This is a genomic window from Streptomyces sp. NPDC057877, assembly GCF_042796855.1.
GTDB lineage: Bacteria > Actinomycetota > Actinomycetes > Streptomycetales > Streptomycetaceae > Streptomyces.
Genome location: NZ_JBHVMS010000007.1, coordinates 59,155 through 73,498, shown reverse-complemented (window position 1 = coordinate 73,498; position 14,344 = coordinate 59,155). Strand labels below are relative to the sequence as shown.

Annotated in this window: 15 protein-coding genes; 7 read left to right on the top strand and 8 right to left on the bottom strand. The window is 73.0% G+C overall.

All coding sequences use genetic code 11. The annotated features are described in order from the left end of the window. Nucleotides 1–3: 3 nt before the first annotated feature. The gene (locus ACFVQG_RS21910; RefSeq protein ID WP_383385817.1) at nucleotides 4–834 is read left to right on the top strand and encodes a DUF72 domain-containing protein; all 831 of its coding nucleotides are present in this window, start codon (nucleotides 4–6) and stop codon (nucleotides 832–834) included. A gap of 5 nt (nucleotides 835–839) precedes the next feature. On the opposite strand, the gene ACFVQG_RS21905 is transcribed toward ACFVQG_RS21910, so the two are convergent. After that, complete coding sequence (locus tag ACFVQG_RS21905; protein WP_383385815.1) at nucleotides 840–1,217, bottom strand: GntR family transcriptional regulator; 378 nt, start codon at nucleotides 1,215–1,217, stop codon at nucleotides 840–842. A gap of 69 nt (nucleotides 1,218–1,286) precedes the next feature. Between ACFVQG_RS21905 and ACFVQG_RS21900 the strand changes: the two genes are divergently transcribed. Further along, nucleotides 1,287–2,216, top strand: coding sequence for a GNAT family N-acetyltransferase (locus tag ACFVQG_RS21900; protein ID WP_383385810.1), 930 nt, complete (start codon nucleotides 1,287–1,289; stop codon nucleotides 2,214–2,216). Further along, nucleotides 2,197–2,697 (top strand): DUF402 domain-containing protein, encoded by a 501-nt coding sequence (locus ACFVQG_RS21895; protein WP_383385808.1) that lies wholly within the window; start codon nucleotides 2,197–2,199, stop codon nucleotides 2,695–2,697. The genes ACFVQG_RS21900 and ACFVQG_RS21895 overlap by 20 nt, the downstream gene beginning before the upstream one ends. A 61-nt stretch (nucleotides 2,698–2,758) precedes the next feature. On the opposite strand, the gene ACFVQG_RS21890 is transcribed toward ACFVQG_RS21895, so the two are convergent. Then, entirely contained in the window at nucleotides 2,759–3,358 is a 600-nt protein-coding gene (locus ACFVQG_RS21890; protein ID WP_383385805.1) for a class I SAM-dependent methyltransferase, read from the bottom strand. Nucleotides 3,359–3,469: 111 nt separating this feature from the next. Here ACFVQG_RS21890 and ACFVQG_RS21885 point away from each other — a divergent pair, with 111 nt between their 5' ends. Continuing rightward, on the top strand, nucleotides 3,470–3,613 hold the full coding sequence (locus ACFVQG_RS21885) for a hypothetical protein (protein ID WP_383385802.1): 144 nt from the start codon (nucleotides 3,470–3,472) through the stop codon (nucleotides 3,611–3,613). Between the two features lie 3 nt (nucleotides 3,614–3,616). Here ACFVQG_RS21885 and ACFVQG_RS21880 read toward each other — a convergent pair whose 3' ends face one another. After that, nucleotides 3,617–4,078 (bottom strand): GNAT family N-acetyltransferase, encoded by a 462-nt coding sequence (locus ACFVQG_RS21880; protein WP_383385799.1) that lies wholly within the window; start codon nucleotides 4,076–4,078, stop codon nucleotides 3,617–3,619. Between the two features lie 170 nt (nucleotides 4,079–4,248). Here ACFVQG_RS21880 and ACFVQG_RS21875 point away from each other — a divergent pair, with 170 nt between their 5' ends. Then, a complete protein-coding gene (locus ACFVQG_RS21875; RefSeq protein ID WP_383385794.1) occupies nucleotides 4,249–5,274 on the top strand; it encodes a lytic polysaccharide monooxygenase in 1,026 nt (341 codons plus the stop codon). A 75-nt stretch (nucleotides 5,275–5,349) separates the two neighbouring features. Here ACFVQG_RS21875 and ACFVQG_RS21870 read toward each other — a convergent pair whose 3' ends face one another. Further along, nucleotides 5,350–6,252, bottom strand: coding sequence for an esterase/lipase family protein (locus tag ACFVQG_RS21870; RefSeq protein ID WP_383385791.1), 903 nt, complete (start codon nucleotides 6,250–6,252; stop codon nucleotides 5,350–5,352). Between the two features lie 171 nt (nucleotides 6,253–6,423). Continuing rightward, nucleotides 6,424–6,867, bottom strand: a complete 444-nt coding sequence (locus ACFVQG_RS21865) for a MarR family winged helix-turn-helix transcriptional regulator (protein ID WP_383385788.1) — start codon at nucleotides 6,865–6,867, stop codon at nucleotides 6,424–6,426. 107 nt (nucleotides 6,868–6,974) lie between these two features. Here ACFVQG_RS21865 and ACFVQG_RS21860 point away from each other — a divergent pair, with 107 nt between their 5' ends. Continuing rightward, the gene (locus ACFVQG_RS21860) at nucleotides 6,975–7,349 is read left to right on the top strand and encodes a cupin domain-containing protein (protein WP_383385785.1); all 375 of its coding nucleotides are present in this window, start codon (nucleotides 6,975–6,977) and stop codon (nucleotides 7,347–7,349) included. 6 nt (nucleotides 7,350–7,355) lie between these two features. Here the strand turns inward: ACFVQG_RS21860 and ACFVQG_RS21855 are convergent, their stop codons facing one another. Together ACFVQG_RS21855 and ACFVQG_RS21850 are read right to left on the bottom strand one after the other, a co-directional pair. After that, on the bottom strand, nucleotides 7,356–8,318 hold the full coding sequence (locus tag ACFVQG_RS21855) for a hypothetical protein (RefSeq protein WP_383385782.1): 963 nt from the start codon (nucleotides 8,316–8,318) through the stop codon (nucleotides 7,356–7,358). Continuing rightward, entirely contained in the window at nucleotides 8,315–11,767 is a 3,453-nt protein-coding gene (locus ACFVQG_RS21850; RefSeq protein ID WP_383385779.1) for a DNA polymerase III subunit alpha, read from the bottom strand. Before ACFVQG_RS21850 ends, ACFVQG_RS21855 begins: the two co-directional genes overlap by 4 nt. Before the next feature lie 144 nt (nucleotides 11,768–11,911). Here ACFVQG_RS21850 and ACFVQG_RS21845 point away from each other — a divergent pair, with 144 nt between their 5' ends. After that, complete coding sequence (locus ACFVQG_RS21845) at nucleotides 11,912–12,946, top strand: DUF3533 domain-containing protein (RefSeq protein ID WP_383385776.1); 1,035 nt, start codon at nucleotides 11,912–11,914, stop codon at nucleotides 12,944–12,946. 56 nt (nucleotides 12,947–13,002) lie between these two features. Here ACFVQG_RS21845 and ACFVQG_RS21840 read toward each other — a convergent pair whose 3' ends face one another. Continuing rightward, the gene (locus ACFVQG_RS21840; RefSeq protein ID WP_383385773.1) at nucleotides 13,003–14,085 is read right to left on the bottom strand and encodes a S1 family peptidase; all 1,083 of its coding nucleotides are present in this window, start codon (nucleotides 14,083–14,085) and stop codon (nucleotides 13,003–13,005) included. Nucleotides 14,086–14,344 lie beyond the last annotated feature (259 nt).

Sequence of the window (14,344 nt, the reverse complement as noted above, 5' to 3'; positions counted from 1 at the left end):
GGTATGACCCTGTTCGTCGGCACGTCGGGCTGGCAGTACAAGGACTGGAAGGGCGTCCTGTACCCGGCCGACGTACCCGTGCGGCTGTGGCTGGAGGAGTACGCGGCGCACTTCGCGACGGTGGAGCTGAACAACGCCTTCTACCGGCTGCCGACCCGCGAGAACTTCGAGGCCTGGCGGGAGCGGGTGCCGCCGGACTTCGTCGTCGCGGTCAAGGCCAGCCGCTATCTGACCCACATCAAGCGGCTGAGGGACCCCGGGGAACCCGTGGACCGGCTGCTGACCCACGCCTACGGCCTGGGCGACCGGCTCGGCCCGGTCCTCCTCCAGCTCCCCCCGACCCTGCGCGCCGACCCCGGCCTGCTGGACACCTGCCTGGCGTGCTTCCCGTCTGCCGTCCGGGTCGCGGTCGAGCCCCGCCACGACTCCTGGTGGACACCCGAGGTGCGCCGCGTACTGGAGTCCCGTGGCGCCGCCCTGTGCTGGGCCGACGTCCTCTCCCGCCCCGTGACCCCCCTGTGGCGCACCACCGACTGGGGCTACGTCCGCTTCCACCAGGGCCGGGCCCACCCATGGCCCCACTACGGACGCCGGGCGCTCCTGTCCTGGGCGGAACGCGTCGCGACGGCGTTCCCGGAGAACCACCGCGACGTCTACGCGTACTTCAACAACGACCCGGGCGCGGCAGCGGTGAGGGACGCGGCAACCTTCGCCGGACTGACGGAGACGCGGGGACTGACGGTCACACCCACCCGCCTAGGGGCGCGGGGAACCGCGCGACCAGCCACGACACACCCGCACCCGCACCCGCACCCGCACCCGCACCCGGCATGACCACCTCACTCCCCGTAAGCGGCCCGCAGGGCATCCCGCACGGCGCCCAACGCCTCCTCCTCCGACACCCCCAACCGCCGGGCCCGCTGAGCGTAGGACTGCGCCGCCCCGGCGACCTCCCGTTCCGCGGCCGACCCCGCCGCGGCGACGAACGTCCCGTTGCGCCCCCGCGTCTCGACCACCCCGTCCGTCTCCAGCGTGCGATACGCCTTGGCGACGGTGTTCGCGGCCAGCCCCAGCGACTCGGCCAGCCCCCGCACGGTCGGCAGCCGGTAGCCCACCGGGAGCGCCCCCGACCGCGCCTGCGCGGAGATCTGCGCCCGCACCTGCTCGTACGGCGGCCCCGCCGTGGCACTCTCATCGATCTCGATCTTCAAGGTCACGGCCCGATTGTCCCGCACCACCGGAAAATGGGAGGCATCCCGGCAGGTCGCCCCGTAGCGTGCCGCCCTATGACAGTGATCGTGCGCGCCCTGCGCCCTGATGCCGCCGCCGACGTCGAGGGGTTCACCCACGTCCGGCACCTCGCGCTCCCGTACATGCTGTCCACCCCGGCCTCCGTGGCCCACAGCGTGACCCACGCCCACCCGGACGCCCACTACCTCGCCCTCGTCGCCGAGCGGCACGGCGAGGTCATCGGCACCGCGCAGGCGGGCCTGGCCCATGAGAGCCCGGAGCCGGGCCAGGGCTACGTCAACGTGTACGTGCATCCGGAGCACACCCGGCGGGGCGCGGGCTCGCTGCTGGTGCGCACGGCGGAGGAGCACCTGGCGGCGTACGGCGCGACGAGGCTCCACAGCTGGGTGCTGGACGCGCCGGGCAACCGCGCCTTCGCGGAGGCGCACGGCTACCGCGCCAGCCGCTCGGCCCACTTCCTGCGCCTGGACCTGGCGCACGGCACCCTGCCGCCGCGTCAGGACCCGCCGCCCGGCGTCGAGCTGCGCACGGCCGCGGACTACGCGTCCGACCCCCGCCCGATGTTCGAGCTGGACGCGGAGACGTCCTCCGACGAACCGAGCGACATCGACGTCGAGTTCACCGACTACGAGGCCTGGCTGACGGAGACCTGGCGGCACCCGCTCCTCGACCTCGAGCTGACCTCGGTCGCGGTGGTCGACGGCCGCCCGGCCGCGTTCAGCGTGGCGTACACGGACGGCGGCTCGCGCTACGCCACCGCGATGACCGGCACGGCCCGTGCCTTCCGGGGCCGCGGCCTGGCCAAGCTCGCCAAGAACGACTCCCTGCACCGGGCCCGCGCCGCCGGGTACACGGAGGCGTTCACCGGCAACGACGCCGGGAACGAGCCGATGCTCGCGATCAACAAGTGGTTCGGCTACGACATCTGCGCCACGGAGGTACGCCATGTCCGCGAACTCGGCTGACCGGCCGCCCCAGGTGGACGTCGTCCTGGTCAAGGCGGGCCGCACGAAGATCCGTTACCCGGCGGAGCTGCTGTCCGACGACGGCACCCGCGTCACCGTCCGGGCCCCCTGGGCGGGCTCCGGCACCCGCGACTTCGGCTTCGTACGCTTCGAGCCGGGTGACGTCTTCACCGAGTACTACTGGCGGGACCGCTGGTACTCCGTGAAGGAGGTCCGCACCGCCACCGGCACCCTGAAGGGCTGGTACTGCGACATCACCCGCCCCGCCACCCTCACCGACACCGGACTCCTCGTCGAAGACCTCGACCTCGACCTCTGGCGCTCCGCCGACGGCACGGACGTACGCCGCCTGGACGAGGACGAGTTCACCGCCAGCGGCCTGCTGACGAGCGACCCGGAGGCCGCGAGGGCGGCGTCGGCGGCCCTGGACGAGCTGGAGTCCAGGGCGCGTGGGGGCGACTTCGAGGCCCTGCTCGGCTAGGGCCTGTCACCCACCAACGTCCCGGGACAGCACACCCAGGCCCGTCCCTCCGACCGCGCGCTCATCGGACCTGCCCGCCCGCCACGACCACGTACCGCTCGTCGTCGACCTCCCTCCCCCACAACAGCGGATCGTCGGACAGCCGCTCCACTTCCATCCGCTCGGCGAGGGGCGCCAGGAGCGCGGTCAGCCGCTCGGCGGGGATGCCGACGGGGCTGACCGTGCCCCACACGCCCTCGACCAGCACCAGGCGCCCACCCGGCCGCAGCAGCCCCCGCCAGTGCCGCAGGGCGCGGCCGGGGTCGGGCAGGGTCCACAGCACATGCCGGACGAGCACGGCGTCGAAGCGCTGCTCGCCCACGGGCGGTGCCACCGCGTCACCGACCAGGAACGCCGCGTCACGCCCGGCGAGCTTGGCGCGCGCCCGCTCCACCATCGCCGGGGAGAGATCGACGCCCGTGACCCGGTGTCCCTGCTCGGCCGCGAGGAGTGCCAGGCTCCCGGTGCCGCAACCGAGGTCGAGCAGGTCACAGCCCCGCTCGGGCAGCCAGCCGCGCAGCCGCTGCGCCCAGGCGCCGCGCACCGCCAGATCGCGCAGCCCGTGGTCAGGCTCGTCGTCGAAGGCGGCGGCCTGCGCATCCCAGTCCACGTGTTCCGTCATGGCCCAAGAGTGACACCCGCCACTGACAGACCCGCACCGATGAGGAACCCTCGCCGAAAGTGTCTACCTCCGTGCGAACACGGAACACGGTAGTCACTGAAGGAGGCAGCCATGCGCCGAGTGACCGTGCACAAGCCCCCGAGGAAGACGGACGCCCGTCGGCTCCGCGAAGAGGCGGACGAGTCCCCGGCGGGACGTCCCGAGGTGCGCAAGGACATCGCCCGCACCTGGTGGCCGGACGGCGAGCGACCATAGGCCTCAGCGCGCGCCGGGGTCCAGCCGCTTGCGGTAGTGGACACGGTCGTACGGCCCGTCGACGCGCCGTTCCACGACCTCGTACCCGTACTTCGGGTAGATCCGCTGGTTCTCCCACATCATCGCGTTCGTGTGGAGCCTGACCTCGGTCAGACCGAGCGCACGCGCGCGTGCGTCCACGAACCGCAGCAGCCGCCGTCCCACGCCCGTGCCGTGCGCGTCGGGACGGACGGCGATGCTGTCCAGGAACAGGTGGTCCGCGTGCGCCTCGAGCACGACCAGGCCCACCACCGGCTCCCCCGTCACGAACACCCGCCCCGCCGCCACGTCCGCCGCGTGGTCCGCCCGCATGGGCTGCGGCACCACCCCGATCCGCGCGACATAGGGCTGGTACGCCGCGTCCGTGACGGCCCGCACGGCCGGTACGTCGGCGGCCTCGGCCAGCCGGATCACGTCATCTGCCATGCCCGCACGGTAACTACCTCAGCCCAGCCTGAGCACTTCCTTAAAGCGACCATAAGGATCTCCGCACGCCGCTCCCAGCAGGCGATTCCGCCGCTCGTTGGGGCTAGCTTCTGATCACCCCACGGGATTCGACCCCCGTCCACCCCGTCCGTTCCGATCAGGAGTCCCCCATGCCCGCACGCCGCAAGGCAGCCGCCGCAGCCGCCCTCGGGATCACCCCGCTCGCCCTGACCGCGCTCACCGCCGCCCCCGCCGTGGCGCACGGCTCGATGGGCGACCCGGTCAGCCGGGTCTCGCAGTGCCACGCGGAGGGTCCGGAGAACCCGCGCTCCGACGCGTGCAAGGCGGCGGTCGCGGCGGGCGGCACCCAGGCGCTCTACGACTGGAACGGCATCCGCATCGGCAACGCCGCCGGACAGCACCAGACGCTCATCCCCGACGGCAGGCTGTGCAGCGCGAACAACGACCAGTTCAAGGGGCTGGACCTGGCCCGCGCCGACTGGCCCTCGACCGGCGTCAGCAGTGGCGCGTACACCTTCAAGTACCGTGTCACCGCCCCGCACAGGGGCACCTTCAAGGTCTACCTCACCAAGCCCGGCTACGACCCGTCGCAGCCGCTGGCCTGGGACGACCTCGATCTGGCCAACCCGGTGGCGACCGCCACCGACCCGGCCGCGACGGGCGGCTTCTACACGTTCTCCGGCACCCTGCCCGAGCGCTCCGGCCAGCACCTGCTGTACGCGGTCTGGCAGCGCTCGGACAGCCCGGAGGCGTTCTACTCCTGCTCGGACGTCACCTTCGGCGGCGACAACGGCGGAGGCGGTGACACCTCCGAGGGAGAAACCCCATCCCAGGAAGCCCCCGCCCCCACCGCCCCCACCGACGAGCAGATAGAGGAAGCCGCCGAGCACTCCACCGTAGAGAACCACGGCCACGGCGACGACGACCCGAAGACCTCCGCCGAACCGGCCACCGCGGAGACCGAGACCGAGGCCGAGGCCGAGGCCGAGGCCGCGACCGCGACCGCCAACCAGCCCAAGGCCGCGGGCAGTACGGCGAACCTCGCCGAGACCGGCGGCGACAGCACCACCCCGTACCTCGCGGTCGGCGGCGCCGCGGCGCTGGCCGTCGGCGCGGCGGCCCTGTTCGCCTCCGTGCGGCGGCGCGCGGTGGGCGGCGGACGGCACGGCCGCTGACCTCAGGGGACTCCGCGCGGGGTCCGACCGGCGGCTCAGGCCGGTCGGACCCCGGCGGCATGGCCGGACGGGCCGTCAGTTGAAGACCGACGCGCAGGTGGTGGTTCTGGCGTGTGCCGGGTCGAGGGCGTTGGCGACCTCGTGGAAGGCGATCCGGTCCAGCAGCCCGATCGCCAGGTGCTCGGAGAGGTCCACCGGGCACAGGTCCTGCACCAAAACGTTGCGTACGTCCGGCCCGTCCAGGTACTGGCTGCGCCAGGGGGTGACCACCTGGTCGTACTGGGTGGCGATGACGGTGTAGCGGACGCCGGGCACGGTGTCGCCGCCTTCGTTGAGCTTGGTGAGGAAGGCGGAGCCGGGTATCTGGTCGGCCAGGGCCGGGGTGGTGGCGGAGAGCAGGTCCTCGGCGCCGGGGAAGAACGGCAGCAGGTTGGTCAGGCCGCTGAGGGTGGCGCCGTGGTTGCTGGGGGCGATGCCGATCAGGGCGTTGACCTCGTCGGCGCCGCCGAGGAACCTGAGGTAGTGGCGCGGCATCATGCCGCCCTGCGAGTGCCCGACCAGGTCGGCCTCGGCGGCGCCGGTCGCGTCGAGCACCTTGTCGACGAACGCGTCCAGTTGCTCCGCCGACTTGTCGATGGGCCCGAGGCCGTGGAAGAACGGCACACCCGGGAGCTGGCCGTAGTCGAGGGAGAAGACGCAGTAGCCGCGCTTGGTCAGATAGGGCGCGAGGCCCAGCCAGTTGTCGACGGAGTTGCCGAAGGTGCCGTGCACCAGGACGACGGGGCGGGGGTGCGCGGCGGACGGCTTGCAGGAGTAGTCGTTCCAGCCTCCCCCGAGCTCTTGGCTTTGCTCGATCAGGGGGGACCCCGATGACGGGGCGTCGGTCGCGTGCGCGGCGGTGGCGGCGGGAACGACGGCGACCGCGGCGGTGAGCAGCAGCGCGGCGATGGATCTCGTCGCTCGTTTCCAGGGCAGCATCGAGTGATCTCCTTGCGGCTCAAGGGAGTGGGGACTGCCGTACGCCCTGTGATCCGGATCACGGGATGCTGTTCACTCGTCAAGTTACGGGCGAGTAGCCATATTTGAGAAGCTACGTACCAGTAAAAACTTCCACCGCTAACCGGCAATACCGAACAACACCGCCCCGCCTCACCACACGGGCTTCAGCGGCCCACCCGGCGCCACCTGCCCCAACCGCGCCGCCAGCGCCCGCACTTCCCCCTCGCCCAGCACCGCACCCCACTCCGCCACGACCTCCTCCGCCGCCTCCTCCGCGGCCCGCGCGCACGCCCATCCCCGCCCGGTCAGCACGACCAGCCGGGCCCGGGCGTCCTCGGGGTGCGCGCGCCGCTCGACGTACCCCTTGCGCACCAGCTCGTCGACGAGCTGACTGGCGGCCTGCTTGGTCACCCCGAGGTGCACCGCGAGGTCGGTGACGGTGGCACCGTCCGGAGCCAGCCGGGTGAAGGCGAACCCGTAGGCGGGCCGCCCCTCGAACCCACGGGCGACGACACCCTCGTTGATGCGGCGCGTCAGCTCCCCCGCCGCGGCGAGCAGGGTGACGGTCAGGGACAGGGCATCGGAGTTCTGCACCAGGGCATTGAAACACCCTTGACTAATTGGTCAAGCAGCTTGACCATGAAGGCGAGAGAAGTAGTCAAGCTACTTGACTAGTAGCTCCCCAGGGAAGGCAACCGCACATGCCCGTCATCCGCCCCTCCGAAGCCGTCACCCACGACCTGCACGGCGCCCGCTTCGTCTCGTACGTCACCCCCCGCACCGGCGGCAAGGAACTGTGCGCCTGGCGCGGTGAGATACCGGCCGCCACCCGGGCACCCGCGCACTCGGTCAGCCGGGAGGAGGTCCTGCACCTGCTCGACGGCGAACTGCTGGTCACCCTCGACGGGCAGACCGAGCGCGTCACCGCAGGTGACACGGTGGTCGTCAACGCCGGTTCCGTCTTCGCCGTGGAGAACCCCACCGACCGGACCGCCACCACCTGGGTCACCACCTCCCTCGGCATGACGGCGGAACTGGCCGACGGCACCCGCGTCACCCCGCCCTGGACCCACTGACCCGTCCTACGCCGCGAGCCTCCCCGGCATCACCGCCCGTGGCCCGAACCTCGCCCGCGCGCGGTCGGCGACCTCCTCGATACGGCGGACCTTCTCGTCCACGGGGTCGAAGGTGAGCTGGTGGGAGGCCTGTTCGACGGGCCTCAGCCCCTCGGCGCGCAGGGCGATCGCACGGACCCGGGCGCGCTGGAGGCCGAGCGCGTCGTACATGCCGTAGGCCGTCGCGGTCAGGGCGGGTGAGTGCGCGGTCGGCTCGGCGAGGGTGCGGGTGCGGGCGGTGGCCGAGCGGTCGGCGTAGCGGACGGTCAGGGTCAGGGTGCGGGAGACCTTCTCCACGGCGCGCAGGCGGGCGCCCAGTTCCTCGGCGGCGGAGACGAGCGCGCGACGGTGCTGTTCGGGGTTCAGCTCGTCGCGGTCGAAGCGGCGTTCCTCGACCAGGGACCGGGAGACGCCGTTCGGCACCACGCGGCCTCGGTCGACGCCGTTCGCCTTCTCCTGCAGTTCGCGGCCCGCCTTCGCGCCGACCAGCCGCTGGAGCGTGGACAGGGGCGCGGCGGCGACCCGGCCGAGGGTGTCGAGGCCGTACTCGCACAGGGTGCGGGCGGTCGCGGTGCCGACGCCGGGGAGCGCGGTGACGGGCAGGTCGGCGATGCCCTCCGGTCCGGCGGGCAGCACGCCGGTGACGCCGGGGCGGGCGGTGCCCAGCGCCATCCGGGCCAGCATCGGTCCGGGCCCGGCGCCGATCACGCAGTCCACGCCGTGCAGCGCGAGCGCGCGGACGCGGATGACGGCGGCCAGTTCGACGGCCGTACGCCCGAAGTACCGCTCGGCGCCCCGCAGATCGGCCAGCGCCCCGTCGGGTGGCAGCGCCTCGACGACGGGTGTGAACTCCTCCAGCAGCCCGAGCAGCCCCGGCAGGGCGGCCTCGTACATCGGCGGCAGCTGGAAACGTACGCAGAGGATCGTCATCCCGCACTCCCCGGACTCTGGTGCCACAACTTCCTTCCCACCGCGGACCCTTCGCCCGCGGGGCGCAGATCCGCCCAGGGGTGCATCTCGTACCCCGTGGACATGCGGATCTTCCGGTCCTCCCCCTGCTCCTCGGCCTCGGAGCCGTCGCCGGGACCGGCGCCGGACGGCTGCTCGGCCAGCCGCGCCGCGACCCCCTCCAGCCCTTCCTCCCGCCGTACCTCCAGCAGCTCGGCCAGGTTCCACGCCGCCGCGCCCACCACGCTGAAACTGCGCGGGCCGCGGCGCTGCACGACCCCGCGCACCAGCAGCAGCCAGGAGTGGAAGACGGTGTGCGCGCAGGTGTCGTGGGAGTCGTCGAAGAAGGCGAGGTCGACCAGGCCGGTGCCGTCGTCGAGGGTGGAGAAGATGACCCGCTTGCCGGACCGGATCGGCGGCGTCTGCGTGGCCGCCTTGGCGCCCGCGACCAGCACCGTCTCCCCGTGCCGCGCCTCGCGCAGCCGCCGGGCGGAGATGACGCCCAGCTCGTCGAGGAAGACCCGGTGGTCGTCCATCAGATTGCGCGAGGCGTCCATCGACAGCACGCCCAGCTCGGCGCTGAGCCGCTCCGCCTCGGACAGGTCGGGCAGCCCGGCGGAGGCGGTACGGCGGCCCCCGGAGAGGGGGAGCTGGTCGCCGCGTCCGCCGCGGGCGCCCCGGTGCAGCTCGGTCAGGTGCAGTTGGAGGTCGCGCCGGTTGGCGCCGAACGCGTCCAGCGCGCCGACCTGCGCCAGCCGCCCGGCGATGGGGCGGCTCGGGCGGGCCCGTTCCCAGAAGTCGAGCAGGGAGGCGTACGGCTGCGCCCCGGCGATCCGGGCGGCCTCGGCCTCGCTGATGCCGTGCACGTCGGAGAGGGCCAGGCGCAGCCCCCACACCCCTGCCACAGAAGGGGATTCAGACACCAGTTCGATCCTGTGGGCGGCCCCCGACTTGTTCACGTCCAACGGCAGGATCGGCACCCCCCGCCGCCGCGCGTCCGCCAGCAGCAGCCGCTTCGGGTACATCCCGGGGTCGTGCGTGAGCAACCCCGCGTAGAACGCGGCGGGGTGATGCGCCTTCAGCCACGCGGACTGGTACGTCGGTACGGCGAACGCGACCGCGTGCGCCTTGCAGAAGCCGTAGGAGCCGAAGGCCTCGATGATCTCCCAGGTGCGCTGAATCGTTTCTGCGTCATAGCCCCGGGCCGCCGCGTGCTGGGCGAACCACACCCGGATCCGCCCCTGCGACTCCGGGTCGGACAGCCCGCGCCGCACCCGGTCCGCCTCCCCGCGCCCGCAGCCGGTCATGATGTCGACGATGTGGATGATCTGCTCGTGGAAGACGACGACCCCGTACGTCTCCTTCAGCGGCCCCTCCAGGTCCGGGTGCGGATAGCGCACCGGCGCCCGCCCGTGCCGGGACTCGATGAACGGCCGCACCATGTCCGCGGCGACCGGCCCGGGCCGGAAGAGGGAGATGTCCACCACCAGGTCGTGGAAGGTGGCGGGCTGCAGCCGCCCCACCAGGTCCCGCTGGCCCGGCGACTCGATCTGGAAGCAGCCCAGCGTCTCGGCCGACCGGATCAGCCGGTACGTCGCCGGGTCGCCGTCCGGCACCGCGTCCAGGTCGACCCGCTCCCCCGAGGCCCGCTCCACCTCGGCGACCGCGTGCGCCATCGCCGACTGCATCCGCACCCCGAGGACGTCCAGCTTGAGCAGCCCGAGGTCCTCCACGTCGTCCTTGTCGAACTGCGACATGGGGAAGCCCTCGCCACTGGTCGGCATCACCGGCGTACGGGAGAGCAGGGAGGCGTCGGAGAGCAGCACCCCGCACGGGTGCATCGCGACCCCGCGCGGGAGCGCGTCCAGCGCCTCGACCAGCTCCCAGAGCCTGCCGTAGCGCTCCCGCTGACCGGCGAGTTCGCGCAGCTCGGGCAGTTCGTCGAGGGCCGCGCGGGCGTCGCGGGCGCGGATGTGCGGGAAGGACTTGGCGATCCGGTCGATGTCGGCCGGGTCCATGGACAGGGCCGCGCCGACGTCCCGGATCGCGTGCCGCACCCGGTACGTCTCCGGCATCGCGACCGTCGCCACCCGCTCGGTGCCGAACCGGTCGATGATCGCGCGGTAGACCTCCAGGCGGCGCGCGGACTCCACGTCGATGTCGATGTCCGGCAGCACCAGGCGGCGCTTGGACAGGAACCGCTCCATCAGCAGCCCGTGCTCCACCGGGTCGGCGTGCGCGATGCCGAGGAGGTGGTTGACCAGGGAGCCCGCGCCGGAGCCGCGCGCGGCGACCCGGACGCCCATCCCCCGTACGTCGTCGACGACCTGGGAGACCGTCAGGAAGTAGGAGGCGAAGCCGTGGTGGGCGATGATGTCCAGCTCCTGGTGCATCCGCTCCCAGTAGGCGCGGCGGCCGGTGTACCCGTACCGCACCATGCCCGCCGCCGCCCGGGAGGCGAGCACCCGCTGGGCGGTGCGCCGCCCGGCGCCGACCAGGTGCGGCTCGGGGAAGTGGACGGTGCCGATGCCGAGGTCGTCCTCGGGGTCGACCAGGCACTCGGCGGCGGTCGCCCGGGTCTGCTCGAGGAGCCGGTGGGCGGCCTCGCGGCGGAAGCCCGCGGCCTCCACGACCCGCTCGGCGGCGCCCAGCATGGCCCCGGCGTCCTTGAGCCAGGCCTCACCGGAGTCGAGACCCTTGGCCGGGTCGACGGGGACCAGTCGGCGGGCGGCGTCCAGCACGTCGGCGACCGGGCCCATGCCGGGATCGGCGTAGCGGACGGCGTTGCTGAGCACCGGGCGGACGCCCTGCTCGGCGGCGAAGCCGACGGTACGGGCGGCCAGCCGCAGCGAGCCGGGCCCGGTGCCGGTGCGGCCGTGCCAGACGGCCTCCAGGCGCAGGGCGTCGCCGTACACCTCCCGCCAGGGCGCGAGCAGCCGGGCGGCGCGGTCGGGGCGGCCCGCGGCGAGGGCGCGGCCCACGTCGGAGTCGGGGCCGAGCAGCACGGTCAGGCCGTCGGCGTGGTTGTCGGGCCAGGTCAGCAGGGGCAGGTCGGGGGCCCGGTGGGCGGCGGTGACCAGGCGGCACAGATCGGCCCAGCCGCGGGCGCCGTCCCGGGCGAGGAAGGTCACGCGGGGTGTCGACTCGTCGATGAAGGCACCACCGCGCACCGGGGCCCGACGGCGCTTCTCCGGCCGTACGGCGTCCGGCTCGGGGGCCGTCACCGCCAGTTCCGCGCCGAACAGCGGGCGGACGCCCGCCTTCGCGCAGGCCTTGGCGAACCGGACGGCGCCCGCGACGGTGTCCCGGTCGGTGAGGGCGAGGGCGTCCATGCCCCGCTCCCCGGCACGCTCCGCCAGCCGCTCCGGGTGTGAGGCTCCGTAGCGCGAGGAGAACCCGGAGACGGTGTGCAGATGCGTGAAGCCCGGCATCCGCACCTCCTACCGTCGACCGCTTTCGAACATCCGTTCCCAACCTGCTCACCCCCACCATAGACCAAATCTCGAACATCCGTACGACAACCGTTCGGACCCCTCCCACCTGCGTAAACGCCCCCCGCCCCGGACTGTGGGGACATGACACAGACCCCGTTCCTCCGTGAGGTGAGGGACGCCGTCACTCCGCGTGCCACGCTGCTCGTGCTCGGTGTGATCGCCCTCCAGCTGCTGTTCATCGCCTCGTACGTGGGGGCGCTGCACGACCCGAGGCCCCGGGACGTGCCCTTCGGGGTGGTCGCGCCAGGGGCCGCGGCGGAGCAGACGGTGACCCGCCTGGAGCGGCTGCCCGGCGATCCGCTGGACCCGCGCGCGGTGGCCGACGAGGCGACGGCCCGGCGGCAGATCCTGGACCGGGACATCGACGGCGCGCTGATCGTGAACCCCGGCGGCGACCGGGACACCCTGCTGGTCGCCACGGGAGGCGGCAGCGCCCTCGCCACCACCCTCGAGGACCTCGTCACCGAGCTGGAGCGGGCCGAGGGGCGGACCGTGCGGACCGTCGACGTGGCCCCGGCCTCGGCCCGGGACTTCGACGGGCTGTCGTCCTTCTACCTGGTCGTGGGGTGGTGCGTCGGCGGCTATCTCTGCGCCTCGATCCTCGCCATCAGCACCGGGGCCCGGCCCGCGGACCCGCGCCGCGCGGCCATCCGGCTGCTGGTGATGGCCCTGGTCGCGATCGTCGGCGGCCTCGGCGGGGCGGTGATCGTCGGGCCGGTCCTGGACGCGCTGCCGGGCAGTGTGGTGGACCTGTGGGGGCTCGGTGCCCTGATCACCTTCGCCGTGGGCGCCGCCACGCTCGCCCTTCAGGGCGTCTTCGGGATCGTCGGCATCGGGCTGGCGATCCTGCTCGTGGTGATCGCGGGCAATCCGAGCGCGGGCGGTGCCTTCCCGCTGCCGATGCTGCCGCCGTTCTGGAAGGCGATCGGCCCGGCGCTGCCGCCGGGCGCGGGGACCTGGACGGCCCGCTCGATCGCGTACTTCAAGGGCAACGACACCACCGTGGCGCTGCTGGTGCTGTGGGCGTGGGCGGTCGCGGGCGTCGCGATCACCATGCTGGCGGCGGTACTGCGCCTCAGACGGGCGGAGGCGGAGCTGCCCACCCAGGCCTCCTGACGGTGAAGTCCCGCCCCTCGCGCGCGGGGCGGGACTTCACGGTGTGCCGGGGTGGATCAGCCGATCTGCGTGCCGGTCGCCGACAGCGCCTCCGTCACCGGCTGGAAGAACGTCTGCCCGCCGGAGGTGCAGTCGCCGCTGCCGCCGGAGGTGAGGCCGATCGCGCTGCTGCCGGAGAAGAGGGAGCCGCCGCTGTCGCCGGGTTCGGCGCAGACGTCGGTCTGGATGAGGCCGTTGACGATGTCGCCGTTGCCGTAGTTCACGGTGGCGTCCAGGCCGGTGACCGTGCCGTCGTGCACCTGGGTCGTGGAGCCGCTGCGGACGACCCGCATGCCCACGGTGGCCTCGGCGGCGTCCGTGATGGACTGGGTGGAGCCGTCGTAGAGGTTCACCTCGCTCGGGTGGTCGACGTCGGCCGTGTACTTGACCAGGCCGTAGTCGTCGCCGGGGAAGCTGGAGGTGTCGTTCTCGCCGATCACCGTGCCGGCGGAGTCCGACCAGGTGGAGATGGACTCGGTGCAGTGCCCCGCGGTCAGGAAGTACGGCTCGCCGCCCTTGACCACGTTGAACCCGAGCGAGCAGCGCCCGCCCCCGCCGGTGATGGCGTCGCCGCCCGCGATGAACGGGGTGAACTCACCCTTGGTGCGCTTCAGTTCGGCGACCGTGCCGAGCCCGTCGACGACCTTGGTGAGTCTCGCCCACTCGGCCTTGGAGACGGTGCGGTCGGCGGTGACGACGACCTTGTTGGTCCGTGGGTCGGTCACCCAGGAGGTGCCGGGGACGGCCGCGTCCTCGCCCAGGGTGGTCCGGGCGCTCGTCAGTTCGGTGAGGGAGTGCTCGACGATCCGGGCCCGGGCGCCCGCCTCCTCGGCGGTCCGGGCGGCGGCCTCGTCGAGGACGTTGACCACGAGGTTCTTCGACGTCGCGTCGTAGTACGTACCCGCCGCGTCGGCGCCGAGGTCCGCGCCGAGTATCGAGGCGAGCTTTCCGGCCGCGGGCGCCGAGAGGGTGTGCGGCGCCGTCGGCTCGGTGGGCTCGCTGGCGTTCGCACTCTGGAAAGTGACTCCCGCGGCGACCAGTGCGGCGATGCCCGCACCTGCCACGGCGGCCCGCCGCTTGGGTATGCGTCGGTGCTTCAACTCATGTCCTCCTGTGGGGGGTCGGTCCATACGGCTGTGGGGGCCGCCAGGGACCGGAAGGCTTGGTTGACGAGCGCCCACTCTTCCGAACCGCACAGGGTGCACACAAGGTCGACTTCCGTACGCGCACACGGTAACCACCGTGCGCCCCCGTCTCCTTCACCACTCCGCCCGCCCGGCGAGAGTGGTTCGCACTGCAAACGCGCTCGGGCACGCGGCCCCGCGAGGGCAAGGGAGAACCCCCGCACGCCATTGACGT

Bases quoted from the DNA above. Each gene is read 5' to 3' on its own strand.
- ACFVQG_RS21910 (WP_383385817.1), top strand. From the start codon at position 4: ATGACCCTGTTCGTCGGCACGTCGGGCTGGCAGTACAAGGACTGGAAG.
- ACFVQG_RS21900 (WP_383385810.1), top strand. From the start codon at position 1,287: ATGACAGTGATCGTGCGCGCCCTGCGCCCTGATGCCGCCGCCGACGTC.
- ACFVQG_RS21895 (WP_383385808.1), top strand. From the start codon at position 2,197: ATGTCCGCGAACTCGGCTGACCGGCCGCCCCAGGTGGACGTCGTCCTG.
- ACFVQG_RS21890 (WP_383385805.1), bottom strand. From the start codon at position 3,358: ATGACGGAACACGTGGACTGGGATGCGCAGGCCGCCGCCTTCGACGAC.
- ACFVQG_RS21885 (WP_383385802.1), top strand. From the start codon at position 3,470: ATGCGCCGAGTGACCGTGCACAAGCCCCCGAGGAAGACGGACGCCCGT.
- ACFVQG_RS21880 (WP_383385799.1), bottom strand. From the start codon at position 4,078: ATGGCAGATGACGTGATCCGGCTGGCCGAGGCCGCCGACGTACCGGCC.
- ACFVQG_RS21875 (WP_383385794.1), top strand. From the start codon at position 4,249: ATGCCCGCACGCCGCAAGGCAGCCGCCGCAGCCGCCCTCGGGATCACC.
- ACFVQG_RS21870 (WP_383385791.1), bottom strand. From the start codon at position 6,252: ATGCTGCCCTGGAAACGAGCGACGAGATCCATCGCCGCGCTGCTGCTC.
- ACFVQG_RS21860 (WP_383385785.1), top strand. From the start codon at position 6,975: ATGCCCGTCATCCGCCCCTCCGAAGCCGTCACCCACGACCTGCACGGC.
- ACFVQG_RS21855 (WP_383385782.1), bottom strand. From the start codon at position 8,318: ATGACGATCCTCTGCGTACGTTTCCAGCTGCCGCCGATGTACGAGGCC.
- ACFVQG_RS21850 (WP_383385779.1), bottom strand. From the start codon at position 11,767: ATGCCGGGCTTCACGCATCTGCACACCGTCTCCGGGTTCTCCTCGCGC.
- ACFVQG_RS21845 (WP_383385776.1), top strand. From the start codon at position 11,912: ATGACACAGACCCCGTTCCTCCGTGAGGTGAGGGACGCCGTCACTCCG.